This window comes from Acinetobacter sp. BZX-2 (assembly GCF_055179795.1).
In genome coordinates this window covers 1109382-1134943 of record NZ_CM143686.1, presented here as the reverse complement: position 1 = coordinate 1134943, position 25562 = coordinate 1109382, and the positions used below count along the sequence as shown (strand labels likewise).

Sequence of the window (25562 nt, the reverse complement as noted above, 5' to 3'; positions counted from 1 at the left end):
GCACAATTTGATTAAAACAAATGCAATTTAATTATTAATTTTCACTAGATTTGATTATTTTTTAAACTAACAATTGGATTGTTTTAACTATTTTTTAATCAGTTAATCATTAAAATGAAAATAAATATTTCAACAATCGTATTGACTATTTTCCAACTCATTTACAGCACAGAATGTATGTAAGCTATGATATTTATATAATTTTAATATTGTCATTGAATTTTTTTCAAATTACAAAAGTACCGCAATAAGGGTGAAAAATATTGTTTATGACCCAAGCATTCTAATTATTTTTCTGCACCTTCTCTAGAATTTCCCTTATTATACTGACCGACACTGAAATGCGATGCTCAATTTAGTCGCCTTTTCGCAACTAACTTACCGTTGAAACGTCATTTTTTCATCCATAAGTATAATTGACAAAATTTTAGTGCTCATTAAGCTTATTAGCTAATCTCGACTCGTCTAATTCGCACATTAAAATATGATTATGCGACATTAGATACAACATTCACCAGGACAGGAGATCTATTGAATGTCTGAAGCAACTGGCAAAAAAGCCGTATTACAGCTTGATGGCAAAGAAATTGAATTACCAATTTACAGCGGCACATTGGGCCCAGATGTAATCGACGTTAAAGATGTATTGGCCTCGGGTCACTTTACTTTTGATCCTGGTTTTATGGCTACTGCTGCTTGCGAGTCTAAAATTACATTTATCGATGGTAACGAAGGTGTTCTTTTACACCGTGGTTATCCTATCGCTCAATTGGCGACTCAAGCAGACTACTTAGAAACTTGTTATTTATTATTAAATGGCGAGCTTCCAACTGCTGAACAAAAAGTTGAATTTGATGCAAAAGTTCGCAACCACACTATGGTTCATGACCAAGTAAGCCGTTTCTTCAATGGTTTCCGTCGTGACGCTCACCCTATGGCAGTGATGTGTGGTGTTGTTGGTGCACTTTCTGCGTTCTATCACAACGGTTTTGACGTTGAAAACGTTGACCACCGTGAAATTACTGCTGTTCGTTTAGTTGCTAAGATTCCAACACTTGCTGCTTGGACTTATAAATATACAATCGGTCAACCATTTGTATATCCACGCAATGACTTAAACTACGCAGAAAACTTCTTGTACATGATGTTTGCTACTCCAGCAGACCGTGACTATAAAGTTAACCCTATTCTTGCTAAAGCAATGGATCGTATCTTTACGCTTCATGCTGACCACGAACAAAATGCGTCTACGTCTACAGTACGTTTAGCTGGTTCTACTGGTGCTAACCCATACGCATGTATCGCTGCGGGTATTGCTGCGCTTTGGGGACCTGCTCATGGTGGCGCGAACGAAGCTGTTCTTAAGATGCTTGATGAAATCGGCACTGTAGAAAACGTTGCTGACTTCATGGAAAAAGTGAAGACTAAAGAAGTTAAACTTATGGGCTTCGGTCACCGAGTTTATAAAAACTTCGATCCACGTGCGAAAGTAATGAAAGAGACTTGTGACGAAGTGCTTAGCGCACTTGGTATCAACGATCCACAGCTTGAGCTTGCGATGGAACTTGAACGTATTGCGTTGTCTGACGAATACTTCATCAAACGTAACTTATACCCTAACGTAGACTTCTACTCAGGTATCATCCTTAAAGCGATTGGTATTCCAACTGAAATGTTTACTGTAATTTTCGCTCTTGCACGTACTGTTGGTTGGATCAGCCACTGGTTAGAAATGCACAGCGCACCTTACAAAATCGGTCGTCCTCGTCAGCTTTATACTGGCGAAGTTCAACGCGATATCAAACGTTAATTCGTTTTTCACAGATCGAACAAAAAACCACCCTCTTGGGTGGTTTTTTTATGAGAAATTTAAATTAAAACATCACAAATTCAAAAGAACATGCATAGAATAACAACAGCATTAAAAAACCAATTTCAATCGATTCAAATTATAGAAGTTAAATGAAAATGAACAGCAAACATTCGCTCGAAAAACTTGAATTATTACGCGCTCAAATGCAACAACATCAGATCGATGCATTTGTTGCCATGAGTGCAGATCCACATATGTCAGAATACTTACCAGATTACTGGAAAGTCCGTTTGTGGCTGACTGGATTTACAGGCTCTGTAGGCACAATTATCATTACCCAAGACTTTGCTGGTTTATGGGTCGACGGACGTTACTGGGTTCAGGCGGAACAGCAATTACTCAATACTGGTTTTGTTTTGCAGAAACAAACAGCTGATGAATCATCAACCCATTTGGCATGGTTGGCAAAAAACTTGGCAAAAAATGCAAAAATTTCTGTGAATGGTCAAACGATTTCAGTTCAACAATTTGATGCACTCAATCAAGTTGCTACACAAAACCATTTTCACATTGAAACTCAACTTGATTTAATTGACCAAATTTGGACGGATCGCCCTGCACTTCCTATAGAAACTATTTGGCAAATGCGTAGCGATTTAAATGCACAAACTCGCTTAGAAAAAATTTCACATATTCGTAAAGCATTACGTGAAAAAGATGCATCAGCTCATTTTATTTCAGCATTGGATGACATTGCATGGATCTTCAACTGTCGAGGAAGTGATGTTGAATATAATCCAGTGTTCTTAGCACATTTATTTATAGATCAAAATCGCACTGTACTTTTCATTGATGCAGCAAAACTTCCAACTGAGCTAAAAGCACAGTTCAATGATGAACACATTGAAATACAGGCATACAACCAAACACAGCACTTTTTAATCCAACTCAAAGATCAACATGTTTTAATTGACCCTGCAAAAGTCTCAATTTTACATGCACAAACAATCACACAACATAATCAACTGATCCAAGACATTAACCCAAGTACTTTATTTAAGTCACAAAAACATGAATCGGAAATTGCACATGTGCGAAATGCCATGCAAAAAGATGGTGTTGCACTGTGCCATTTCTTTCATTGGTTAGAAACCGCATTAAAAACAAAACAACCGATCAATGAACTCGATATTGATGAGAAAATCACAGCATTTCGCGCGCAGCAACTCGGTTTTATTGGCTTAAGCTTCTCTACAATTGCAGGCTTTAATGCCAATGGTGCACTTCCGCATTATCGTGCAACAGAAGAAAGCTTTAGTGAAATTCAAGGTGATGGTTTATTGCTGATAGATTCAGGTGGTCAATATGAAGATGGCACTACAGACATTACCCGTGTCGTACCGATTGGCGAGCCAAGCTTTGAGCAAAAACGTGATTATACCCTTGTTTTAAAATGCCATATCGCATTGGCACAAACCGTTTTCCCTGAAGGTATTGCTGCACCGTTATTAGATTCGATTACCCGTAAAACTTTATGGCAATATGGTTTAGATTACCGACATGGTACGGGTCATGGCGTTGGCTATGCACTGAATGTACATGAAGGCCCACAAGTTATTTCTTATTATTCACCTGCGACAATCTATACAAAACTGCGTAAAGGTATGATTACTTCAAATGAACCTGGTTTATACCATGAAGGAAAATACGGCATTCGTATTGAAAATCTAGTCGTGAATCAGCCTAAAGTGTTTCAAGATCAAACTTATGGCAATTTCCTCGAATTTGAAACACTCACACTTTGTCCAATTGACCAAACTTGTATTATTTTAGATTTATTATCCAATGATGAAAAAGTGTGGTTAAACCAATATCACCAAATGGTCCGTGAGCGTTTATCCCCTGATCTAAAAGGTGAGATTTTAACGTGGTTAATCAATAACACTCAACCGATCTAATATTTTATTTTCATATAGCAAAGGACATAAATTAAACATTTATGTCCTTTATATTCAGCAAAATCCAATTAACGCCCCCACTCCATTTTCGCCATATACGGACGTACTTTTTTAATGCGTTGAATATTGGTTTTTTCTATCTGGGTCAATTGATTTTCCACATTGGTACTGCATGGCATATACCAATCATAATCCGCAAAATTAGTAGCAATCTCTTTGTTTGCAAATGAATAACCATGACGTGCGTAAATTTCATTACGCATCCAATCAAGCTCTTCTGCAGGAATTTGTAAATCATCATCTTTTAATAAGCGTTGCGATCCGGCAGGATAATCACCTACATCACGCTGATAGCGACATTGTTGCGGTTTTAAATCGAAGTATTTGGGTTTAACTTTGGCTGTACTTGATTCCCAACTCGACTCTAAAACACTCGGTTGTTTTGAATTGACAATAAAAGTAAATGTGCCACTACTCGCCTTTGCGCCATTTTCGATTGCGGTAATTTTATAACCTTGTGAAGTTGTCTGAACTTTACCAGTAAAATTTTGCTTATTTTTACCTAGAATACTGTAACCTTTCACTTGATTACGATCGATAGATTGGATGAATACCCCTATTTTTTGCTCATCGTATTTACCCGTCCAAGACTTTTGTAATTGCTGTATCTCTAAAGCATAAACATGCTGTACCAGCAAAGCACTCATACCAAGCATAGCCATTGCGAATTTTTTCATTATTTTTCCTATTTTATTGATGCGTTATTGTGTTCAATCTTAATTGAAATAAAAACTTTATGAATCAATCAAAATGTAAAGATTTCCAATCGTCTGATCAATCAGAAATTTTGAATGTTTTAAATTCGTAGCAATCTTTTCGCTTTAATGGCATGTTTATCTTTCTTAGAGGGTAATTCATTGATTGACCTGAATTTACAAGTATTGTGCAAATATATTCTTTGATTTGAAAGTTTTTTAAAAGACTGACAATAAAACAATTGGTTTAATAAGCACTTTCTTTATAATTTTCCTATAAAAATTTAAACTTGGTCGCAGATGAATAAAACAAAAATGTCGTATCAATACATCACATTTAATATTGTTATTTTTATGTTTTATACATATCTGTGTTTTCTTATGGTGAAAATTTGCATTGCTTATTTTCCATGGAATACGGAACAAAACTTTTTATTACTCAAACAAGATGTTGTGAATACTCAACCATGGCAATTTGCTTTTAAAGTTCATGTGATCACCAGTAGCTTTGCATTAATAGCAGGATTTACTCAATTTTTTCAATTATTTAGAAATTGTTATCCACGCATTCATCGGCTCAGTGGTTGGCTTTACATCATCACGATTTTGGTTTTTGCATTACCCAGCGGTTTTATATTAGCGCTTTCCGCTGCAGGTGGAGCCGTCACCCAAGTCAGTTTTATTTTACTGAGTGTTTTGTGGGGATTTAGCACTGTATTTGCCCTACGCGCAGCATTAAAAAAGCAATGGTTATTACATCGTGATTGGATGATTCGTAGTTTTGCACTGAGTTTATCTGCACTTAGTTTACGTTCATGGAAAATGATTTTATATGAATTACAACCTTATTTTGACTGGCTTAGCCCTATTCACATTTACCAACTTGAATCATGGTTAGGATGGGTGGTTAATTTATTGATTGCAGAATTGATTATTTTTAAACTTCATCAAAAACGCAAAAGAATAATAGCAGCAAGCTAGGGTTATCAATCCTCTGCAACTCTCCTTTAAAAAGGAGAGTGTTTTAGAGAATAACTGATTGTCCTAGATTAGGACGCTGTATCGTAATGTTTCAAATCGAGTGCTTTGAGCTGGCTCTTCAATTGCTTCAACGACCACGGCCACGCTGCAAAATTGCGACCATTTTCATCCAAATAATAAGACTTACAACCGCCCACATTAAATACAGTACTTTGTAGCTGCTTTTGCACTTTGATATTGTGTTTACGAATCACTTCCTTTTTGATTTCAAAACGAGTGAATTTCAAATCACGCATTTTCAGTAAACCATCCACAATATAGTCAATCTGGGCTTCTGCAATCCCAATAAATGAATCATAAACAAGAATATTTGGCCCTAAAACAAGGAATGCATTGGGAACTTTTTCAATACTTGCACCTAGATATGCTTCAGGAGAACTACCTTTCCAACGCTCAGCAAGCGTTTGACCCATTGTGTCATAAACTCGCTTACCAATAGGTGGATGCGAAACTTCAAATCCTGTTCCCCAAATGATGACATCAACCTCATGTCGTTCTCCATTTGCCGCAATCAACGTATTTCCATCAATTTCAACGAGACCATGTGGAATTAAATTCACATTGTCTTGCTGTAGTGCTGGATAATAATTATTGGCGAACAATAAACGCTTACAACCAATGGCAAAGTTTGGAGTAACATTCTTACGTAATTGATCATCATCAATTTGCAATTTCAACAACTGTTTACTGAGAAAGCTGATCGGTTCAAGCACTTTAGGATGGCGTAAACCAAAATTAATGCCATTTAAAATCTGAGCAATACTATTTCTCCAAGTTTGTTGAATGATTGGAAATTTAGCCACAATCTGCTTAGCTCTATCATTCAACGGCATATCTGCCTTCGGCAATACCCACGGTGCAGTCCGTTGAAATACATGTAATTGTTTAACTTGCGGTTGGACTTGTGGAATAAATTGAATCGCCGATGCACCTGTACCAATCACCGCAACACGCTTATTGGTCAAATCATACTCATGATTCCAACGTGCTGAGTGGAACATTTCCCCTTTAAAGGTTTCGATTCCTTTTAATTTTGGCATAGATGGTTCAGTGATCGGACCTGTGGTAAACAGTACCGTTTTCGCTTGATATTGCCCTTTAGAGGTTTCTAAATTCCAAATATGTTTTGCTTCATCCCACTTCGCACCAATTAATTCATTGTTAAATTCAATTTTTTCACCCAAATCATATTTCTCAACCACTTCTTCTAAATAACTGAGAATCTCAGGCTGCTTCGCAAATAAATGACTCCATTTATGACTTGGCGAAAATGAGAATGAATACAATGCTGAAGGTACATCGCAACCACAACCTGGATAATTATTATCACGCCAAGTACCACCTACACGACTGGCTTTTTCGAGTACGATATAATCCTGATAACCCGCTTGCTGCATTTTATACGCTGCTGCAATTCCAGAAATACCCGCACCAATCACAATGCTGTCATAGGTATGCACAGGAATATCTGCTTGCGTTCCCGATGCTTTTTTATTGGCCGTTTTAGCAGTAGTTTGAGTTGTGCTTTTAGCCCTTCTCGTTGTTTGGCGTTTTGTTTTCTGTGCAGATTCAGTTTGAGGTTCAACTTTGATCTCTGCTTTTGCTACACTTGATTTAACGCTTTTAGCTTCATCATTTTGTGCTTCGACTTTTTTTACTTCAATGCTTTTTGCTTCGGCTTTTTTTACTTCAAAGTTTTGAATTTCTACACTTTCAGGTTGAGTGACTTGTTTAATTTCTTCAACTGTTGTTTGAATTGTTGATTGCTTCGACTTTTTTTCAGTCGTACTGTCGCCGTCCAACAAAGTGTCTAAAGTTGCTTGTGTATTCATATCGTTCTACTCAACTCTTATTTTACGTACTTATTAAATAACGGATAACCAATCCCCAACACTTTTGCATATAACGATGGTGAAGCACGCTTCATCATCCAAAATAGCTTTGCGTCAGGTTGCGGAATGGTATATAGCTTGTCTGCATCTAAAGAATTCAGCGTTTTAATCGCCACTTTATCACTGGTGATAAATGCATGATTCATCAGTAAATCATCAGCAAGACCTGCATAATGCTGAGGTAAACGTCCATTTTTCATAATATTTGTAGGCACTAAGGTTGGACACAGGACATTGACACGAATCTGATCTTGACGTAATTCAGCAGATAGCGTTTCTGAAAGTGCCAACACACTAGACTTCGTCACGTTATAAGCCGTCATTTCAGGCGCAGCGGTATAGCCTGCTGCCGATGCAACATTAATGATGGCACCATAACCTTGCTGCTTAAACTTAGGCACAAAATAGTGGCAACCGTGAATCACGCCCCACAAATTAACATGCATACACCATTGCCAATCGTCTAATGAAACCTCATCAAATTTTCCACCTAAACCCACGCCCGCATTATTGATCAGCAAAGTTACTGGATGATCCATCAACTTTTCAGCATTTTCAGCCAAAGCTTGCACTTGCTCTTTTATTCCAACATCGCATTGCACTGCAAATGCTTTGCGCTGAGTTTGTGAAGTAATTAGATTGACCGTTTCTTGTGCCGCATCTAAGTTAATGTCTGCGCAAACCACTGTCCCACCACGTTTTGCCAATTCCATAGCAAAACTGCGCCCTATACCACTTCCCGCACCTGTGACAACAGCATAAGTATTTTGGCTAGGTTTACGTTTTTTAGAAAAAATTCCCATGATTTAAATCCATTTATGATTAATTTTGTAGGCTTAATTGATCAGTTTTACACACGTAAAGCAGGTGTAAATTCCTTGGTTAAATATGGGGTAAGTAAACCCGTTTCAGGATGCAGTAATTTCTCTTTGTAATATTCTAAAAATGCTGTTGTATCGTGATCATTAGGATGAAAATCAGGGCGTAAATAATCAAAAATATGCTTTAAACTGCTGCCATAAACACCATCTTTTAAGCCAAAAATAAGCTGAAAGCTATGTGGCATCTCTTTCCAATAACGTAAACTAATCATGTTTTTAGGATTGCGATAAAACGGAACCAATAATGATGCGATAGAAATCAACACTAAAATCGTGATCAATGCAGGGAAAAATCCAGCGATACGCAATGCATAACTATTCGACAATGACTGGAAAACATCAAAGGCTATATCCTTATGTTCTGACTCTTCAAGCATATGCCACATCCAAATTGCACGTTGCTTTTCATCTTGTGAACGGAAGAATACCTCTTCGTGATTCATCATGTATTCAGCCAATACTGCGGTGAAATGTTCAATACCCGCCATCAAGGACAATTTCATAGGTTGTGGCAAGCGGTTAAATCCATAGTCAAATGCCCAACCGGCCCACACTCGAAATAATTTCACAGGCAAATCTTTTTCAATAAAGGCATCATTCAATTCTTCATGCATTTTTGAATGAATCGCTTCTTGACCGATCAATGAAGTTACACGCTGTTTTAATAATGGATCTGTAATGAAATCACGATGATAACGTGCTGTATCAATCACAAGATCTTCACCACGGGTCAAAAAAATCGACAATGAGGCAAAGTAGGCACTGGCCAATTCCGCATCCAAATAAAATTTGTGATCTAATTTTGCTGGATCAAAATCAAACTTCATATGACGAATAGGAATGACTGGAGATTGTTTTTCCAAACTGAACGGTGCAGCAGCAAAGAATTTGGCAGCTGCTTTTTTTAATGGCTTGGTGAGTCGCATGATAAATACTCTTTATTCGTTTATGGGAAATCTTTTTTCTGAATAAAACGCAACATCAAATTCAGAATCTGGATCGCCTTTTGAGTAAAAAAACTACTGTGATATAAAGAAATTAAGGCATGCTGTGACAATAACGATTAGCATTTAAGGTCAATCGGTTTGCAATTTATGACTATTTCACTGAACTGTCTGACAATTATTCTTGCAGATTGCCCCTACTGATAAGGAATGACCCAAGAGGATAATTTTGGCATTTGAGCGATTAAAAATTGCGCCATATGAAGAAATGACGCATACGAACAATTTATTCAATTCAGTTCGCTTGAAAAGTGATTTGAATATTGGCTATGTTGACCTTCAATCATATTTAACGGTACATACGGTCAATGATGAAAATTGCAGAATTATGGGTAAGCCTTCAGTCTCAGCCAGATTTACAGCTCTATGTCAAAACATGGACACCTGAGCAATTGCAAACTGCTACACCAATTATTCTGCTGCATGATTCCCTAGGTTCTGTAGAACTTTGGCGAGACTTCCCCAAACAGCTTGCTGAAATAACCCAGCGTCAAGTGATTGCCTATGATCGTGTAGGCTTTGGACAATCTTCTGCAAATCCCCAAAAATTGGATATTGATTTTGTTGCGAAAGAAGCAAGTTCAGCTTTTGCAGCAGTTTTAAAACAACTTGCGATTCAAGATTTTATTGTAATGGGTCACAGTGTAGGTGGCGGTATGGCAACCTGTTGTGCTGCGCACTATGCTCCACAATGCAAAGCATTGATCACCATGTCAGCTCAAACAATGGTTGAAGAACTGACGCTTTCAGGCATCCGTGAAGCAAAAATCATGTTTCAAGAATTACAACAATTTGATCGACTGAAAAAATATCATGCTGAAAAAGCGCAATGGGTTTTAGATGCATGGACAGAAACATGGCTGTCTGATGAATTTAGAACATGGCAATTGGATGATTATTTAAAACAAGTGCACTGCCCTTTACTCGTGATTCATGGTGAATTAGACGAATATGGATCATTGGCACAACCACAGCGGTTTATCGATTACAGCTCAGGTTCAACTCAAATGAACATTATTTCAGGTGCGCACCACATGCCTCATAAAGAGCAACCCGCACTGGTTTTAAGCATGATCCAAGCATTTTTAGAGCAACAAATGGTCGCTTGAATCTAACTACCATTGCACTTGATTTTTGATTAGACTGTTTACAACAACTCCTATCTCGGCAATAGCAAGTTGATCACTTAGCTTTGATAAAATCCCTCTTCAACACAATATTTAAAGATAAATAGAATGATCCTATATCTATGTTTTAAATGTTTAAATGGTCTAATTTCATGTTGAATTTGCTTCCATTCTTCATCCGTATATTTAAATTGGATCAATTTAAAGTACGTGGATTGACGGATGGCGAAATTCAAATCAGTCAAACCGTGTTTGGTGATTTAATTGATTATGCAAAAGTTAAAGTCTTAAACCATCCTTATCTGCCGTGGCAACCTGTTGGGATCTTCATGGCACCAAATGGTTATATTCACTTAAAAGATGCTGATTATTGTGAAGATTTTTCTTGCCTAAGCACAAACTATCAAGCTGTTTTTATTCATGAAATGGCGCATATTTATCAACATCAACGCCATGAAAATGTACTACTGAAAGGCGCTATTTTACAAACAGCCTTGTATTTGAGTGCTGGAAAATACAATCCTTATCGCTATACCCTAATCAAAGGTAAACCGTATTTTGATTACAACATCGAGCAACAAGGTGATATTGCACGGGATATTTATTTAAATCGTATAGAAAATATTATATTGAATCACCCAAATTCAAAGTAAAGCTTACTGTCTATTGGACACATTAAAAATAAACGTGAAGTGAATCACAAATTGAAAACCTGTTGTTTCTATTCCATTACATTGCATCAAAATAATTGAAAAATAACTGGTTTCTGTTGAAAAAATGCACTACATTCGTGCTGTCAATATCGGTGTTTTGAATAAACTTAAGGAATGACTAGCTTCTCCCTTTTTTTTAGTTAAAATACCCAATATCTGAAATTTTTGCATTGCAAGAAAATAAAGATTTTTTAATCATTGATGATGATTTTATAGTTTCGCCATTTGGCAATTTTTTGTGTCTATATATGCACATGTTGAATAACTATATTTTTAAAAATCAACTAAATGCATGTAATTACCCTATTGGAATAGGATTTGGTTTAAATGAAAAGTTTTAAAGTTGCACTTGCGCAATTCTCTCCATTTGTTGGTGATATTGAATCTAATGTTCAAAAGATGATTGAACAGGCCAATCAAGCCAAAAAGCAAAACGCTGAAATTATTGTTTTCCCTGAACTTTCTACTTTAGGCTACCCTGCTGAAGATTTACTTCTACGTCCAAGTTTAGCAAAACGTACTGTACGCGCTTTTGAACAACTTGCGACTGTTAAAGATATCGTTATGGTCTTTGGTTTTGTAAACCTTGCTGAAGATGGTCATCGTTATAACTCAGCAGCCGTTATGAAAGACGGACAAGTGCTTGGGGTTTATAACAAACAGAACCTGCCAAACTACAGTGTTTTTGATGAAAAACGTTATTTTAATGAAGGTCATCAACATCTTGTATTTGAATACTTAGGACATAAGTTTGGTGTATTAATTTGTGAAGACGTTTGGTCACTCACCACTGTACAACAGCTCGCTCAACTCAATGTTGAAAGTGTATTGGTACTCAATGCATCACCTTATGAAGTAGGTAAACCGCAACACCGTATTACCACTTTAAAAGAATTAGCAAAACAATTGAATGTGCATGTGGTTTATGCAAACCAAGTCGGTGGTCAAGATGACTTGATTTTTGATGGCACAAGCTTTGTGATCAATAATTCAGGTGATGTTGCATTCCAAGCACCAAGCTTTAAAGAAGACTTGTATGTTGTCGATTATCAAGCTGAAGAAAAAGCATACAAAGTCTTAGAGTCAGCACCTGCTTTAGACACCATGGCTGAGATTTATCAATCTTTAGTTTTAGCAACCCGTGATTATGTACAGCGTTCAGGCTTCCCAGGTGTAATTTTGGGTTTATCTGGTGGTATCGATTCAGCATTAACACTTGCGATTGCAGTAGATGCAATTGGTGCAGATAAAGTTCAAGCAGTGATGATGCCTTATACCTATACGTCACAAATCAGTGTAGAAGATGCAACTGAACAAGCGAAGCGTATGGGCGTAACCTTTGGTATTGCTGAGATTCATCCAATCGTGAATAGCTTCATGCAAACACTTTATCCATTCTTTGGCAACGCCCCTGCGGATACAACTGAAGAAAATCTTCAAGCACGTGCTCGCGGTACATTACTTATGGGCTTGTCAAATAAGTTTGGAAATTTAGTCCTTGCTACAGGTAATAAATCTGAACTTTCAGTGGGTTACTGCACACTTTATGGTGACATGATCGGTGGTTTTGCGGTATTAAAAGATGTCTATAAAACCATTGTTTTTGAATTGGCAAAATATCGTAATAGCATTGCTGAAACACCTGTAATTCCTGAACGTGTAATTACTCGCCCACCTTCAGCAGAACTTCGCCCAGATCAAAAAGACCAAGACTCTTTACCTGCTTATGATGTACTTGATGCAATTCTTTATGCTTATATTGAAGAAGATCAAAGTCAAGAAGACATCATTGCCAAAGGTTTTGAGCGTGAAGTGGTTGAAAAAGTCATTCGTTTAGTTGATCGCAATGAATATAAACGCCGCCAAGGTTCAATTGGTCCACGCATTAGCTCACGCGCATTTAGCCGTGAACGCCGCTACCCAATTGTAAATGGCTGGAAAGCAGGTATATAAATCTAGTGGATTTAAATCACTCATCCCCCCATTCGAGCATCGCTCAAGAACTTGCTCAAGCCTTGCTGCTTGAGCAAGTTAGCTTCATTAAAAAACAATTATTAGATGAAAATAATTCCAAGTATTTACAGAATTTTGTTGCTCAAGTTTATCAACATGCGGATCAAATCCAGTTAAAGAACATGATTCAACTTGAACAATTACAAGACGTTGTTCAAAAATATGCTTTTGAATTAAATTTAGGCGCAGAGATCCTTGAGTTTATTGGTTTTGCAGCCCAGAAAACTCATCATTATGCAGTTAATAGTGACACCGTTTTTAAAGATTTACTTTCCGATGATTCTTTTGATTTGTGGTTATCTAAAATTTTAGAACTACAGCAATTTAGAGATTATATTCAGGAAAATCTACAACATAATCCACAAATACAACAAGTCAGTCTACAACTTGCCAATCAGATTGTAGAAAGCAATACCCCCTGGTTAAATCAACTACGCCAATACACCATTAAACAAGACCGTTTTGGCTCAAAAGTTTTAAGTTTCATTCAAGATCAACAACAAAATATTGAGCTCAAGTTAGAACAACAACTGGCTTCTGCGATCCGTAAGCAACTCAGCAATATCATCTTATTACCCAATGAAGATCTTGCTGATATTGCAACACATTTATGGGCTGATATTAAGCAACGTTCGCTTAAAGAAACTTTCTCACAATTTCAGTCAATTGATTTTGAAGAATTTTTCATCCTAGTTTATGAGTCATGGAAGCAACTCCGTCAAACAGATTATATGCAACAAGTCATTTTAAATGTCGTTGAAGCGTATTATGAATATTTCGGTGAATATAGCCTACAGGAATTACTTCTTTCTGTGGGTATCAATGAAAATGATTTATTTATCGAAGCTCAACGCTTTGCCCCACATAGCTTAGCAGCTTTAGAGCAACATGGTTTATTGGATGACTTAATCAAACCGTTGATTGCCCCATTTTATTTAGATGAAAATACGCAGCGCTTTATTACAAATTTTTTAAATAAACAACAAAGTTGAATCGCTCGATCTATAACTGGCTTCTGCGATCCGTAAGCAACTCAGCAATATCATCTTATTACCCAATGAAGATCTTGCTGATATTGCAACACACTTATGGGCTGATATTAAGCAACGTTCGCTTAAAGAAACTTTCTCACAATTTCAATCAATTGATTTTGAAGAATTTTTCATCCTAGTTTATGAATCATGGAAGCAACTCCGTCAAACAGATTATATGCAACAAGTCATTTTAAATGTCGTTGAAGCGTATTATGAATATTTCGGTGAATATAGCCTACAGGAATTACTTCTTTCTGTGGGTATCAATGAAAATGATTTATTTATCGAAGCTCAACGCTTTGCCCCACATAGCTTAGCAGCTTTAGAGCAACATGGTTTATTGGATGACTTAATCAAACCATTGATTGCCCCATTTTATTTGGATGAAAATACGCAGCGCTTTATTACAAATTTTTTAAATAAACAACAAAGTTGAATCGCTCGATCTATTGATTAATCAATTAAAAATTTCATTATTTAAACACCTACTGTACTTTTGTGAATGCTCAACAGTAAAATCTTATAAACATTTAAATATTGAATCTAATAATCACTTAGTTTTATTCACCAATGACCCGTAGTTAATTGTTTTAATTAAAATATTTATGAATAGTTGATTGTAAGCTTCTATAAATACAACTGAATTAGCTATGGAAAAATATCAATATGTAAAAATCTTTTGCGTTCTTAAAACCCGCAAAATAATCACTTGTTTACTCTCTTGATCAATGAGGAATGGCGCACGATATGGTGTGCCTACCATAATAAAGTCCCGTATTTTCCTGCCATTTGCAATATATTTTTCACGTACACGATTTGGATTTGTTGTTAAGGTATTAATTCTACTTGTAATATCTAAATAAAACGATTCGGCTTGCGTTTCGCCCCATTCTTGAATACCGTAGACTAACATGTCTATTAAATCTTGCTCAGCTTCACTTGAATAAGCAATTTGATAAATCATTTATGCTTAGCCAATATCTCACGAGCTTTCTGCATAGCACGAGCATGTACAACTTTTGCAGGTGTTAAACTCTCAGGATGAGTTTCAATTGAGTGAAGGGCTTGCATAATTTTCTCATCTTCCCATTCCTCAAATTCCTCTTGATCATTTCTATCAAAAAGGCTTTCAAGATGAGTACCTTTAACATCATTTAAAGATACAAAAACACCAACTGGCCGATTGTTTTTCGTCACGAGAACAGGTTCACGCTGCATAGTATCCAACAACTCACCAAAACGTAATTTGGCTTCTTTTGCGGTGATGACTTGCATTGGTTATTTCCATTTTAAAAAGTAGCTACTTTAGCTATTATGATTATTTAATAGAATTTGATCAATCAATATTTTTTTAATAAAAAATATACGTACTACTATAAATACGGATGAGTGCTCAATTTAGTGTAAAAAGGTTCGCTTTGCTGTAAGTTATTGTGGTTACATCCCTATGATGTTAGATACACAACTCTTTTAAAAATCTCTGAAGTACAATTTAAAAGAATCGGACTCAGCCTATTGTTTGCATTGGGATACTTTTTATTAACAACAACTATTTTCATCTAAATATTAGCGATTGCATGAACAAGACAACATTAAAGCAAACCATTTTAATTGCTTAAATATTAAACAAATAGCTTCTTGATGTTAAATATGATTATGAAATAAATCTATTTATAACTATAAAATAAGTATAAAATTTTGCGACCTATTTATTATAACTTTTCGTGATGAAAACCTCGATTTTACTCAGTGTTATCTTTGTTTTAACTGGATGTGTTATTGGCACATCAAACGAAATTAAAACTGCTGAAAAACTACTAACGCAATTCAAATGCAATAATATTGAAACAACTCAGCTAAGCCATAGCAGCATGACCAGTTATCACGAGCATTCGCTTGCTGTGAGTAAGGAGAAAGCAACCTCTTATATAGAAAGTTATAAATCAGGTGATGAATTGTTTAAAATTCCTTTAAATGAGGTTGTACAACAACAATACGATGTGTATAAATCAGCTTGTGAATCCTTAGGTGGTGTACAGCAAGCTCAGTCAGAAACAAATCCTTTGCACTAAATTACCAGTCTATTTCAATAGCTTAGGCTATTTCAATAAAATAGTTATATTACTAAAATTTAAAAATTTTCTTTCTTAATCAATAAAAAAAGGATCAGTACATATTGAGTACTGATCCATATTAAAATATTGATGCTTATTCATTATATTGTTCAAATTAGATTTAAAAAATAATCAAGGTATGTTTCTCAATATATATTCAACTTCCATTGGTTTTATGAAAACGTGTATCTACACTAAATAACTCAGGATGCTTTGGATTAATTTGTGCATAGAAATCCATGATTTCAGCCATATCCTTTTCATAATCCCCTGTCGGATAAACAATTTTGCCAATACCTGTTTTTTTCTTGGCATAGTCCATATAAGCCAATGCAATTGGAACACCTGCGCTCATTGCAACATGGTAGAAACCCGTTTTCCAATTTTCTTGTTTAGAACGTGTACCCTCTGGTGTCACTAACATGACCAATTTTGGATGCGTTTTAAATAAATCGCTCATCAACTGCACCATGCTTGGTCGTGCTTCGCCGTCTTGCTTCGGACGACGATCGATACCAATTCCACCCATTGCACGTACAAAAGGACCTAAAGGTAATTTCATATAACTGTCTTTGATCGTGATCCGAACATTAACACCCAAAGCTTTTAACGCCAATCGCGCATAAAGTGCATCCCAATTACTTGTATGTGGTGCAGCAATCATGACACATTGGTCTATGGTTAAATCCCAATGATTGTCAATTTCCCACCCCATTAAACCTAAACTTTGTTCAGCTAACTTTTCGAACACAATACACACCAACAGAGAAAATTTGCTGCGAATTGTACCAATGCACGTTGAATAAAAAAGTCTTTATTGATGAAAAAAACAGCGATTAATATACAAATGCATAAGAGAATTTTAGGTGAATTAAAGGAATATTTATCAGTAAAATACATGAATTTTCACATGCCAATTATTCTAGATCAGAAATAATAAAATCTGATGCTTTTATCTACAATATTATCAATATTACTCAAGTATCTTTTTAAACAAAATGTGTAAGATTGGAATTATCAATCAAAACATCATACAACTATTTCTGATGCGTTTTTGTATTGAAAACCGTTTCTCTTGAGTTTATCAACACTCTGAATCCCAGATGGCTTCACAGTTTATGTGAGATGTATGCATAGACTAGAAGCTTATGTTACTCAAATCATGCACTTTATCAGCGAGGTTCACGATAAACTTCTATTCTCCTTAACGATTTTAAAATCAGTCATACTGGTGAACATAATGAAGAAGACGATTACGACTTTGTCTATTGTGACTTTACTCCTTACAGCTTGTGCAAAACCAACACATAATGCAGTTGAAGATATCCAAACGACGCCTCAAACTCTCGCTGCTGCAAACTATGAGGCTGCTAGTCCGACTATAGATTCTGAGCATAATGCACAAAACAGTTTAGATTGGACTGGTGAATATATCGGTTTATTACCATGTGCAGACTGTTCAGGCATCCAAACCAAGTTAGAACTGAAACAAGATCATACTTATGAACTGACAGAACAATATCAAGATAAAGGTGATGGTAAAGAATTTAAATCTCAAGGTACTTTCAGTTTTGATACATCAGGCTCAATGATCACCTTAGATCAAAATGCAGAGAATCGTAAATTCTTTGTAGGTGAAAACTTTATTGAAGCTCGTGAGTTTGAAACAGGAGCAAAAATCGATGGCCCACTCGCAGATCACTATGAATTGCACAAAGAATTAAAATAGACCGAGGTCAATTTTATTTTTGGTTTTAAACTTCAAATCTGTTTCATTGAAAATCAATTTTGATCAGATAATTTCATAAGTAATAAAAAACCCTGCTTGCGCAGGGTTTCTTTGAATCAATTCAGAGCTTAGTGAGCTGAGAATTGGTTCATTGTGTTTTTAGCATCATCGTGCGCTTTAAGAGCGTTGTCACCAGAGAAGATTTCTTTGTGATCATCACCGATGTCAGAACCAGCCATTGCTTGGTGTTTAACACATGCGATACCACCGCGGATTTCTTTACGTTGTACGCCAGCAACATAAGCCAACATACCTTCAGAACCGAAGTAACCTTGTGCAAGCTCATGAGTAGAAAGAGCAGCAGTGTGGTAAGTTGGAAGTGTGATCAAGTGATGGAACACACCCGCTTCACGAGAAGCATCTGCTTGGAAAGTACGGATCTTAGCATCAGCGTCAGCAGCTAATTCAGAAGCATCGTACTCAGCGCTCATTAATTTAGCACGGTCGTAAGCAGAAACGTCTTTACCTTCAGCAACCCAACGGTCGTAAGCTTGTTGACGGAAGTTTAAAGTCCAGTTGAATGATGGGCTGTTGTTATAAACAAGCTTCGCATTTGGAACTGTTTCTTTAACACGGTTAACCATGTGAGCGATTTCTTCAACGTTTGGCGTTGCAGTTTCGATCCAAAGAAGGTCTGCACCGTTTTGTAAGCTAGATACGCAGTCAAGTACAACACGGTCAATTTGAGTGTCAGCACGGAACTGGTATAAGCCAGAAGCTAAACGCTTAGGGCGGTGTAATTTACCATTACGTTTGATCAAGATTTCATCTTCTTGAGCATCAGCAATGTCAATTTCAGTTGTATCTAAGTAGCTGATGTATTGAGAAGCGATGTCACCTGGCTCTTTAACCACTGGGATTTTTTGAGTCAAGTCAGCGCCTTCAGAGTCAGTACGCGCAACGATGATACCGTCATCAAGACCCATTTCTAAGAATGCATAACGTAATGCATGGATTTTAGCGATGAAGTCTTCATGTGGAACTGTTACTTTACCAGCTTGGTGACCACATTGTTTAGCATCAGATACTTGGTTTTCAATTTGAAGCGCACAAGCACCAGCTTCGATCATTTTACGAGCAAGTAAGTAAGTCGCTTCTTCGTTACCGAAACCAGCGTCGATGTCAGCAATAATTGGCACAACGTGAGTTTGGAAACCGTCGATTTGAGCAGTGATTTCAGCAGCTTTAGCAGTATCACCAGCTTCGTTTGCTTTTTTAAGCGCACGGAATAAATCGTTTAATTCTTTTGCATCAGCTTGACGTAAGAAAGTGTAGATTTCTTCGATCAATGCAGGTACTGAAGTTTTTTCGTGCATAGATTGGTCAGGAAGAGGACCAAATTCTGAACGAAGTGCAGCAACCATCCAACCTGAAAGGTAGATATAGCGACGTTCAGTCGTACCGAAGTATTTTTTGTTCGCAATCATTTTTTGTTGTGCAATAAAACCGTGCCAGCAACCTAATGATTGAGTATATTTGCTAGAATCAGCATCATAAGCAGCCATATCACGACGCATAATCGCAGCTGTATATTTAGCAATATCTAAACCAGTTTTGAATTGGTTTTGCATTTGCATACGTGCAGCATCTTCTGGGCTAATATCGCGCCAAGTGCTACCGAATTTTGCTTTTAATTCGCGGATTGCATCAATCGCTGTTTGATATGTACTCATGATATTTTCCTGTAATAATATTAGGATTTCATCAATCGAAGGGCCAAATCCACTCGGTATTTGATTGTTCAGACTTAGAACACTTCGTTGTTATGGGCTAAGCTTAGTTTGACTACATCAATTAATCCAATATTCTCAGTTAATTTTCAGTATTTATTTAAAAAATATATAGATCAAAACCGTATTATAATCACATTAAAAAATCATAAACAACTGTTTAATATTACTTTTATATATTTCCTAATTTTCACAATATGTCTAAAAATAGAACATTTCATTGTTTTTATATTCATTAGACTTAAGTCTGAACATGTAACAAAATCACTTGATTGACTATTTTTTAGCGATAATATGGTGATGATTCAAACAACAACCTATTTTTAAACCATTCGAAAATACAAAGTCTCCACCTACTTTTATAGGTTTCACTTCAAATCACAATCAAATATCTTGCTTGAGATTGAGTATTCGCCTTCTTATTTATTTGATGCTGTCCTGTGTTCTGTTTGAGTTTTAAATGAATATTCAATGATGCAAATAAGATGATGTTTTTTTCATCTGCTTTTCACACAAGACCATTTCCTTATGGCATAATCCAAAACGATTTCAGAATTTTATTTTCGGTATTTATTTTATGAATCTGGAGCGGGTCGACCTTAACCTTCTAATTTATCTTGATGTTCTTCTACGTGAAAAAAATGTAACTCGTGCAGCTGAACAGTTAGGTGTTACCCAGCCTGCAATGAGTAATATTTTACGTCGTCTACGTAATTTATTTAATGATCCACTTTTAATTCGCTCATCTGAAGGTATGACTCCAACAGAACGTGCATTAGAATTACAACCTCGTATTCGTGATGCGCTTTCTGATTTATCGATGATTTTAGAGCCTCGTACAGAGTTTCGACCTTATACATCAAATCGTGTGTTCCGCATCATGACTTCTGATTATGCAGAAGCAACGTTGGTTCCACGTTTAGTCAAAGCATTACGTTCTGAAGCACCGAATGTGGTTCTGGACTTTTTAACCCCGAGTGACGTGTCTTATCGAGATATGGAACAAGGCAAAGTTGATTTGGCGATTAACCGTTTTAATGAAATTCCGCAAAGTTTTCATCAGGTTTTAGTGTGGCGTGATAGTTTTTCATGTTTATTGAACAACAAACACCCTGCTGCAACCAATTTGAATCTAAAAAGTTATTTAGATGCACAACATATTTGGGTATCTAAAACAGGTATGGGTGTCGGCTTTGGTGTTAATCCTGAAAAGCAAGCGGGTTTAGGTTGGATTGATCAAGCTTTAGAGCGTATCGGGCAAAAGCGTAAAATTTCTGTATTTACACGTCACTATCAAATGCCTGCGTTATTGGCATCCAATGTAGACTTGATTGCGACTTTACCGACACGTATTGCTCGTTTACAAGCCAAAAGTCAAAACTTATTGATTAAAGACCCACCTTTTTATATTCCTGAATTTGAATTAAAAATGGCATGGTGTCCTTTACTTCATCATCACCCTGCACATCGCTGGTTAAGACAGCTCATCCTTTATGTTGCACGTCAAATGATTGAAGAAGAAAATCGTGAATTTATGCAAAATAATTCACATTTTTCTCAATATTAATAGAATTTTCTTAAATTCTTATTATTTCAAGACTATACTCATCTTAAGTCGGTAGTGAGCAAGTGACTCGCTACCCACCCTTTTATGTGTTAACTTAGAAGGGGTTGTTAACATTTCATAATAATGATGATCCACAGGTGGATTCGTGAGCCTCTTCCAGAATATCGTAATCATCGCAATACTCATTGCAGGAGCAGGTTTTTTATCTTTAACTGAAATCGCACTTGCTGGTGCGCGTAAAGTTAAACTCAAAATCCTTGCAGAATCAGGCGATGAACGTGCTCAAAAAGTTTTAGATTTGCAGCAAAATTCAGCTGACTTTTTTGCTGCCTCTCAAATTGGCTTAAATGCTGTCGCCATTCTTGGTGGTATTTTAGGTGAAGGCGCATTTCGCCCCTATTTCTTTGAATTTGTTTCTCGTTTCTATGTCGGTGATTGGGCTGAAACCATTAGCTTTGTGCTTTCATTTACCTTAGTCACATCGTTGTTTATTCTTTTTGCAGATTTAATGCCTAAACGTTTGGCAATGATTGCACCTGAAAAAATCGCTGTATCTGTCATTGAGCCAATTCAAATTTTTATTGTGATATGTAAGCCTTTAGCATGGTTTATCAATGCGATTGCGAATTTGTTATTCCGCTTATTTAAAGTCAATACGACACGTGAAGACAACATCACATTTGACGATATCTCTGCGGTGATGGATGCAGGTGCACAAGCTGGTGTATTACAAAAGCAAGAACACCATTTTATTGAAAATGTATTTGAACTCGAAGAGCGTAATGTTCCCTCAAGTATGACGACCCGTGAAAACGTGGTGTATTTTACTTTGAAGGAATCCGAAGCCAGTATTCGTCAAAAATTAGCCGAATACCCGTATTCAAAGTTTTTAGTGTGTAGTGAAAATATTGACGATGTGATTGGCTATATCGATGCTAAAGATATCCTCGTGCGTATTCTCAATAACCAATCTTTACTTCAGTTAAATGAAAACACCATTCGTACTGTTCTCACGATTCCAGATACGTTAACCCTGTCTGAACTATTAGATCGCTTTCGTTCAACCAAAGAAAAATTTGCAGTGGTAATCAATGAGTACGCGTTGGTCGTAGGTGTGATTACCCTTTCAGATATCATGATCACCGTTATGGGAGATTGGGTCACACCAATTGAAGAAGAACAGCAAATTATTAAGCGTGATAATAACTCATGGTTAATTGAAGGTAGTACGCCAATTGAAGACATGAAACACGCCTTAGCCATTGACGAAATGCCTGATGAAGAAAGTTATGAAACCCTTGCTGGTTTTATGATGTATCAGTTACGTAAAATTCCAAAACCTGCGGATACAGTACTTTTTGGTGGTTATAAGTTTGAAGTGGTCGATGTCGATCATTTTAAGATTGACCAACTTTTGGTTACACGTCTACTTGAAAGACCTGAACTAGAATCCACTGATGAGCCTTAACATTTCACTTGAGTTTTACTCTTAAATCAGTGATTTAATATAGAACCAAACAAGAAATATTGTTTGGTTTTTTATTTTCCCTAAAAAAATAGTACAAAAAACATGCAAAACTATATTTCATCACTTTTTTATAAGTAGCCTATTTTCGGCACCAATCTGCCATAAAGTATACGACACAAGGCTTTCACCAAGTAGTAAATCTCTACTATTCACATCATTTATATATAAATTTTAGAAATATGAAAAATATCTAAAATTTATAAATCAAAATTCATTTAAATAAAATCTATTAAAAACAATAGTTTAAAAATATGCACCATTTTGGAAACAAAATTTTAATAAATTATAAACCATTGTTTATTAAATACTATTTATTAAAAAAATAATGATCATTTCAATATTTTTTTTTATATATTTTAATTCTTCTCATAAATCTTTAGCATCTATCAATACCCACAGTACCAAAACATCAAAGGCTTTCAAAAGTTAAAGCCTTACTCAAGGATTGAATCATGTTAACCGTATTAGGTTTAGGCATGATCTTGTGCTTTATGTACTTGATTATGTCCAGACGAATGACTGCTCTTGCTGCTTTAACGCTTATCCCTATTTTATTTGCTCTCATTGCTTACGGTTTAAGTTTTTACGTCGATAGTTTAGCGCATATTGAAATCAAAGAACTCGGCGAAATGATGCTCGAAGGTGTGAAAAAACTTGCACCAACTGGCGTTATGCTACTCTTTGCAATTCTTTACTTTGCCATCATGATTGATACGGGTTTATTCGACCCTTCTGTCAAATTTATCCTAAAACTGGTTAAAGGTGATCCTCTCAAAGTCGTGATTGGCACAATCACACTAACCCTCATTGTTTCACTCGATGGTGATGGTTCAACCACCTATATGATCTGTGTGGCTGCAATGCTTCCACTCTACAAACGTCTAGGCATGAGTCCATTAATCATGGCATGTCTAATGATGCTCGCAAGTGGAATTATGAACCTAACGCCTTGGGGTGGCCCGACTGCACGCGCAGCCAGTGCATTGCATGTAGACCCAAGTGATGTATTCATCCCGATGATTTTACCCATGGTTTTTGCAATCATTTGGTTATATTTCCTCGGCTATATGTACGGACGCATGGAACGTAAGCGTTTAGGTATCGTTGAACTCGATATTAGCCATGGTGATAATATTCAGATTTCAACCAATCCTGAAGCAAACCGTGCAAATTTAAGATGGTTCAATGCTTTATTAACAGTGGCGTTAATGGTTTGTCTTGTAAAAGGCGTATTACCTATGTCAATTCTATTTATGGTCGCACTGTGTATTGCACTGGTTGTGAACTATAAAGATGTCGATATGCAAAAAAGCTTGGTTGCGAACCATGCAGGTAGTGCATTAAACGTTGTGGGTATCATTTTTGCAGCAGGTATTTTCACGGGTATCCTATCTGGGACAGGTATGGTCGATGCAATGTCTAAGGAATTGGTTGCAATTATTCCTGAAAGCATGGGGCCTTACTTAGCACCCATTACAGCCATTGTGAGTATGCCTTTGACCTTCTTTATGTCGAATGATGCTTTCTACTATGGTGTTCTGCCTATTCTTTCTGAGGCAGCAAGTCATTATGGTATTACACCAGTTGAAATGGCGCGTGCTTCAATCGTAGGACAACCTGTACACTTACTTTCACCTCTCGTTCCATCGACTTATTTATTGTGTGGATTGGCAGGTATTGAATTTGGACAACATCAAAAATTCGCAATTAAGTGGGCGATCATTACGTGTTTAGTAATGTTAGTAACTGCTTTGATTTTTGGTATTTTCCCACTGTATTCAACACTCGGTTCATAATATCTTTGATAAATGAATCCATAATATGTAAAAAGCACCCTTGAATGGTGCTTTTTTTGATGCTGTAACTTGTCCAAAATAAACTGAGGATTAGAAGTATTTTTCCTCATTCAAGTTATGGCTTAAAATTTAGTTCCCACCATACAAATGAATCAATTGATCAAGTACAGCTTGATAATGAATTGAAATATCTTCTTCTAACGTTTTATAAGCACTGTCGAACTGCACCATTGGCCAACCTTCCTTCCAAAAAGGAAAAATGTTGTGTAAATCATGTGTTACTGTGGCATCTTCACGAATAATCGCTTGCGCAACCTGTGACAATACTTGCGCAGTTTCTGCACCATCAATCGCTAGATAATCGATACCACGTGCTTTTAGAATTCGGATACGGTCTTTCTTATAACGAATTTTTTTGGCTTGAGCTTCATTTAAATCTAAAGCCAAAGTCACAGCTTCAACAAACTTCTCTTCAAAACTATCGTTCAGTGCAACCAAAGCTTGTTTATGTGCTTCTTGACGCCCTGCTTTTCCACCATCACGAATGATTTTTTTTGCTTCAACATTCAATTCATCCGATTTCATCGATTGGAGAATGTCTAAAATTTCAATATCACTTAATGATGCAGAAGAGTCGGTCATGGGAGTCCTAAAATAGAGATCAATAGAATGAGTATTTTCGCATAATTTTAAAATTAAATCAGAGATAATCTTCATCCGTCTTGATCCAGATAGAATGATTGATCTATGTTGTTTTTATTTATGACGATTATTTTAGAATTTGACTTTGGTATTTCACTGGATTTG

The 25562-nt window shown here is 36.4% G+C and carries 22 protein-coding genes; 13 read left to right on the top strand and 9 right to left on the bottom strand.

All coding sequences use genetic code 11. From position 1 onward, the window contains the following. Positions 1-535: 535 nt before the first annotated feature. The gene (gene gltA, locus ACY45D_RS05265) at positions 536-1810 is read left to right on the top strand and encodes a citrate synthase (RefSeq protein WP_463108751.1); all 1275 of its coding nucleotides are present in this window, start codon (positions 536-538) and stop codon (positions 1808-1810) included. Positions 1811-1968: 158 nt separating this feature from the next. Further along, complete coding sequence (locus ACY45D_RS05260; protein ID WP_463108750.1) at positions 1969-3771, top strand: aminopeptidase P family protein; 1803 nt, start codon at positions 1969-1971, stop codon at positions 3769-3771. 68 nt (positions 3772-3839) lie between these two features. Here the strand turns inward: ACY45D_RS05260 and ACY45D_RS05255 are convergent, their stop codons facing one another. Further along, a complete protein-coding gene (locus ACY45D_RS05255; protein ID WP_463108749.1) occupies positions 3840-4508 on the bottom strand; it encodes a YARHG domain-containing protein in 669 nt (222 codons plus the stop codon). Positions 4509-4907: 399 nt separating this feature from the next. Between ACY45D_RS05255 and ACY45D_RS05250 the strand changes: the two genes are divergently transcribed. Continuing rightward, positions 4908-5507, top strand: a complete 600-nt coding sequence (locus ACY45D_RS05250) for a DUF2306 domain-containing protein (RefSeq protein WP_463108748.1) — start codon at positions 4908-4910, stop codon at positions 5505-5507. Positions 5508-5575: 68 nt separating this feature from the next. Here ACY45D_RS05250 and ACY45D_RS05245 read toward each other — a convergent pair whose 3' ends face one another. Genes ACY45D_RS05245 through ACY45D_RS05235 form a run of 3 tightly spaced genes read right to left on the bottom strand, consistent with a single transcriptional unit; the run spans position 5576 to position 9266 of the window. Then, complete coding sequence (locus ACY45D_RS05245; RefSeq protein WP_463108747.1) at positions 5576-7399, bottom strand: flavin-containing monooxygenase; 1824 nt, start codon at positions 7397-7399, stop codon at positions 5576-5578. A gap of 17 nt (positions 7400-7416) precedes the next feature. Further along, a complete protein-coding gene (locus ACY45D_RS05240; protein ID WP_463108746.1) occupies positions 7417-8262 on the bottom strand; it encodes an SDR family NAD(P)-dependent oxidoreductase in 846 nt (281 codons plus the stop codon). Between the two features lie 47 nt (positions 8263-8309). Then, a complete protein-coding gene (locus ACY45D_RS05235; RefSeq protein ID WP_463108745.1) occupies positions 8310-9266 on the bottom strand; it encodes a metal-dependent hydrolase in 957 nt (318 codons plus the stop codon). 389 nt (positions 9267-9655) lie between these two features. On the opposite strand from ACY45D_RS05235, the gene ACY45D_RS05230 reads away from it, so the two are divergent. The 5 genes from ACY45D_RS05230 to ACY45D_RS05210 all read left to right on the top strand — a co-directional run bounded on the left by ACY45D_RS05230 (position 9656) and on the right by ACY45D_RS05210 (position 14667). Then, positions 9656-10453 carry an alpha/beta fold hydrolase gene (locus ACY45D_RS05230; RefSeq protein ID WP_463109432.1) on the top strand — a complete coding sequence of 266 codons (798 nt, stop codon included), beginning with the start codon at positions 9656-9658 and terminating at the stop codon, positions 10451-10453. A 170-nt stretch (positions 10454-10623) separates the two neighbouring features. Further along, positions 10624-11124 (top strand): hypothetical protein, encoded by a 501-nt coding sequence (locus tag ACY45D_RS05225; RefSeq protein ID WP_463108744.1) that lies wholly within the window; start codon positions 10624-10626, stop codon positions 11122-11124. 387 nt (positions 11125-11511) lie between these two features. Further along, the gene (locus ACY45D_RS05220; RefSeq protein WP_463108743.1) at positions 11512-13137 is read left to right on the top strand and encodes an NAD+ synthase; all 1626 of its coding nucleotides are present in this window, start codon (positions 11512-11514) and stop codon (positions 13135-13137) included. Positions 13138-13142: 5 nt separating this feature from the next. Continuing rightward, positions 13143-14189: a hypothetical protein gene (locus ACY45D_RS05215; protein WP_463108742.1), complete on the top strand. Its 1047-nt coding sequence runs from the start codon at positions 13143-13145 to the stop codon at positions 14187-14189. A 217-nt stretch (positions 14190-14406) separates the two neighbouring features. Next, positions 14407-14667 (top strand): hypothetical protein, encoded by a 261-nt coding sequence (locus ACY45D_RS05210; RefSeq protein WP_463108741.1) that lies wholly within the window; start codon positions 14407-14409, stop codon positions 14665-14667. 225 nt (positions 14668-14892) lie between these two features. Here the strand turns inward: ACY45D_RS05210 and ACY45D_RS05205 are convergent, their stop codons facing one another. Both ACY45D_RS05205 and ACY45D_RS05200 read right to left on the bottom strand, forming a co-directional pair. Beyond that, the gene (locus ACY45D_RS05205; protein WP_463108740.1) at positions 14893-15195 is read right to left on the bottom strand and encodes a type II toxin-antitoxin system RelE/ParE family toxin; all 303 of its coding nucleotides are present in this window, start codon (positions 15193-15195) and stop codon (positions 14893-14895) included. Continuing rightward, positions 15192-15506, bottom strand: a complete 315-nt coding sequence (locus ACY45D_RS05200) for a type II toxin-antitoxin system Phd/YefM family antitoxin (RefSeq protein WP_463108739.1) — start codon at positions 15504-15506, stop codon at positions 15192-15194. The genes ACY45D_RS05205 and ACY45D_RS05200 overlap by 4 nt, the downstream gene beginning before the upstream one ends. 452 nt (positions 15507-15958) lie before the next feature. Here ACY45D_RS05200 and ACY45D_RS05195 point away from each other — a divergent pair, with 452 nt between their 5' ends. Next, positions 15959-16303 (top strand): hypothetical protein, encoded by a 345-nt coding sequence (locus tag ACY45D_RS05195; protein ID WP_463108738.1) that lies wholly within the window; start codon positions 15959-15961, stop codon positions 16301-16303. 199 nt (positions 16304-16502) lie between these two features. On the opposite strand, the gene ACY45D_RS05190 is transcribed toward ACY45D_RS05195, so the two are convergent. After that, positions 16503-17096: a 1-acyl-sn-glycerol-3-phosphate acyltransferase gene (locus ACY45D_RS05190; RefSeq protein WP_463108737.1), complete on the bottom strand. Its 594-nt coding sequence runs from the start codon at positions 17094-17096 to the stop codon at positions 16503-16505. A 489-nt stretch (positions 17097-17585) separates the two neighbouring features. Here ACY45D_RS05190 and ACY45D_RS05185 point away from each other — a divergent pair, with 489 nt between their 5' ends. After that, complete coding sequence (locus ACY45D_RS05185; RefSeq protein ID WP_463108736.1) at positions 17586-18074, top strand: copper resistance protein NlpE; 489 nt, start codon at positions 17586-17588, stop codon at positions 18072-18074. Positions 18075-18202: 128 nt separating this feature from the next. Here ACY45D_RS05185 and ACY45D_RS05180 read toward each other — a convergent pair whose 3' ends face one another. After that, the gene (locus tag ACY45D_RS05180) at positions 18203-19807 is read right to left on the bottom strand and encodes an isocitrate lyase (RefSeq protein ID WP_463108735.1); all 1605 of its coding nucleotides are present in this window, start codon (positions 19805-19807) and stop codon (positions 18203-18205) included. 634 nt (positions 19808-20441) lie between these two features. Here ACY45D_RS05180 and ACY45D_RS05175 point away from each other — a divergent pair. From ACY45D_RS05175 to ACY45D_RS05165, 3 genes are all read left to right on the top strand, one after another. Beyond that, positions 20442-21431, top strand: a complete 990-nt coding sequence (locus ACY45D_RS05175) for a LysR family transcriptional regulator (protein ID WP_089604397.1) — start codon at positions 20442-20444, stop codon at positions 21429-21431. A gap of 145 nt (positions 21432-21576) precedes the next feature. Continuing rightward, positions 21577-22899, top strand: a complete 1323-nt coding sequence (gene paeA, locus ACY45D_RS05170; RefSeq protein ID WP_463108734.1) for a polyamine export protein PaeA — start codon at positions 21577-21579, stop codon at positions 22897-22899. Positions 22900-23411: 512 nt separating this feature from the next. After that, positions 23412-24755 (top strand): CitMHS family transporter, encoded by a 1344-nt coding sequence (locus ACY45D_RS05165; RefSeq protein WP_463108733.1) that lies wholly within the window; start codon positions 23412-23414, stop codon positions 24753-24755. A 129-nt stretch (positions 24756-24884) separates the two neighbouring features. Here ACY45D_RS05165 and ACY45D_RS05160 read toward each other — a convergent pair whose 3' ends face one another. Further along, the gene (locus tag ACY45D_RS05160) at positions 24885-25397 is read right to left on the bottom strand and encodes a hypothetical protein (protein WP_463108732.1); all 513 of its coding nucleotides are present in this window, start codon (positions 25395-25397) and stop codon (positions 24885-24887) included. Positions 25398-25562: the final 165 nt, after the last annotated feature.

Coding starts and splice junctions, on each gene's coding strand:
- gltA (WP_463108751.1), top strand. CDS start 536: ATGTCTGAAGCAACTGGCAAAAAAGCCGTATTACAGCTTGATGGCAAA.
- ACY45D_RS05260 (WP_463108750.1), top strand. CDS start 1,969: ATGAACAGCAAACATTCGCTCGAAAAACTTGAATTATTACGCGCTCAA.
- ACY45D_RS05255 (WP_463108749.1), bottom strand. CDS start 4,508: ATGAAAAAATTCGCAATGGCTATGCTTGGTATGAGTGCTTTGCTGGTA.
- ACY45D_RS05250 (WP_463108748.1), top strand. CDS start 4,908: ATGGTGAAAATTTGCATTGCTTATTTTCCATGGAATACGGAACAAAAC.
- ACY45D_RS05245 (WP_463108747.1), bottom strand. CDS start 7,399: ATGAATACACAAGCAACTTTAGACACTTTGTTGGACGGCGACAGTACG.
- ACY45D_RS05240 (WP_463108746.1), bottom strand. CDS start 8,262: ATGGGAATTTTTTCTAAAAAACGTAAACCTAGCCAAAATACTTATGCT.
- ACY45D_RS05235 (WP_463108745.1), bottom strand. CDS start 9,266: ATGCGACTCACCAAGCCATTAAAAAAAGCAGCTGCCAAATTCTTTGCT.
- ACY45D_RS05230 (WP_463109432.1), top strand. CDS start 9,656: ATGAAAATTGCAGAATTATGGGTAAGCCTTCAGTCTCAGCCAGATTTA.
- ACY45D_RS05225 (WP_463108744.1), top strand. CDS start 10,624: ATGTTGAATTTGCTTCCATTCTTCATCCGTATATTTAAATTGGATCAA.
- ACY45D_RS05220 (WP_463108743.1), top strand. CDS start 11,512: ATGAAAAGTTTTAAAGTTGCACTTGCGCAATTCTCTCCATTTGTTGGT.
- ACY45D_RS05210 (WP_463108741.1), top strand. CDS start 14,407: ATGCAACAAGTCATTTTAAATGTCGTTGAAGCGTATTATGAATATTTC.
- ACY45D_RS05205 (WP_463108740.1), bottom strand. CDS start 15,195: ATGATTTATCAAATTGCTTATTCAAGTGAAGCTGAGCAAGATTTAATA.
- ACY45D_RS05200 (WP_463108739.1), bottom strand. CDS start 15,506: ATGCAAGTCATCACCGCAAAAGAAGCCAAATTACGTTTTGGTGAGTTG.
- ACY45D_RS05195 (WP_463108738.1), top strand. CDS start 15,959: ATGAAAACCTCGATTTTACTCAGTGTTATCTTTGTTTTAACTGGATGT.
- ACY45D_RS05185 (WP_463108736.1), top strand. CDS start 17,586: ATGAAGAAGACGATTACGACTTTGTCTATTGTGACTTTACTCCTTACA.
- ACY45D_RS05180 (WP_463108735.1), bottom strand. CDS start 19,807: ATGAGTACATATCAAACAGCGATTGATGCAATCCGCGAATTAAAAGCA.
- ACY45D_RS05175 (WP_089604397.1), top strand. CDS start 20,442: ATGAATCTGGAGCGGGTCGACCTTAACCTTCTAATTTATCTTGATGTT.
- ACY45D_RS05165 (WP_463108733.1), top strand. CDS start 23,412: ATGTTAACCGTATTAGGTTTAGGCATGATCTTGTGCTTTATGTACTTG.
- ACY45D_RS05160 (WP_463108732.1), bottom strand. CDS start 25,397: ATGACCGACTCTTCTGCATCATTAAGTGATATTGAAATTTTAGACATT.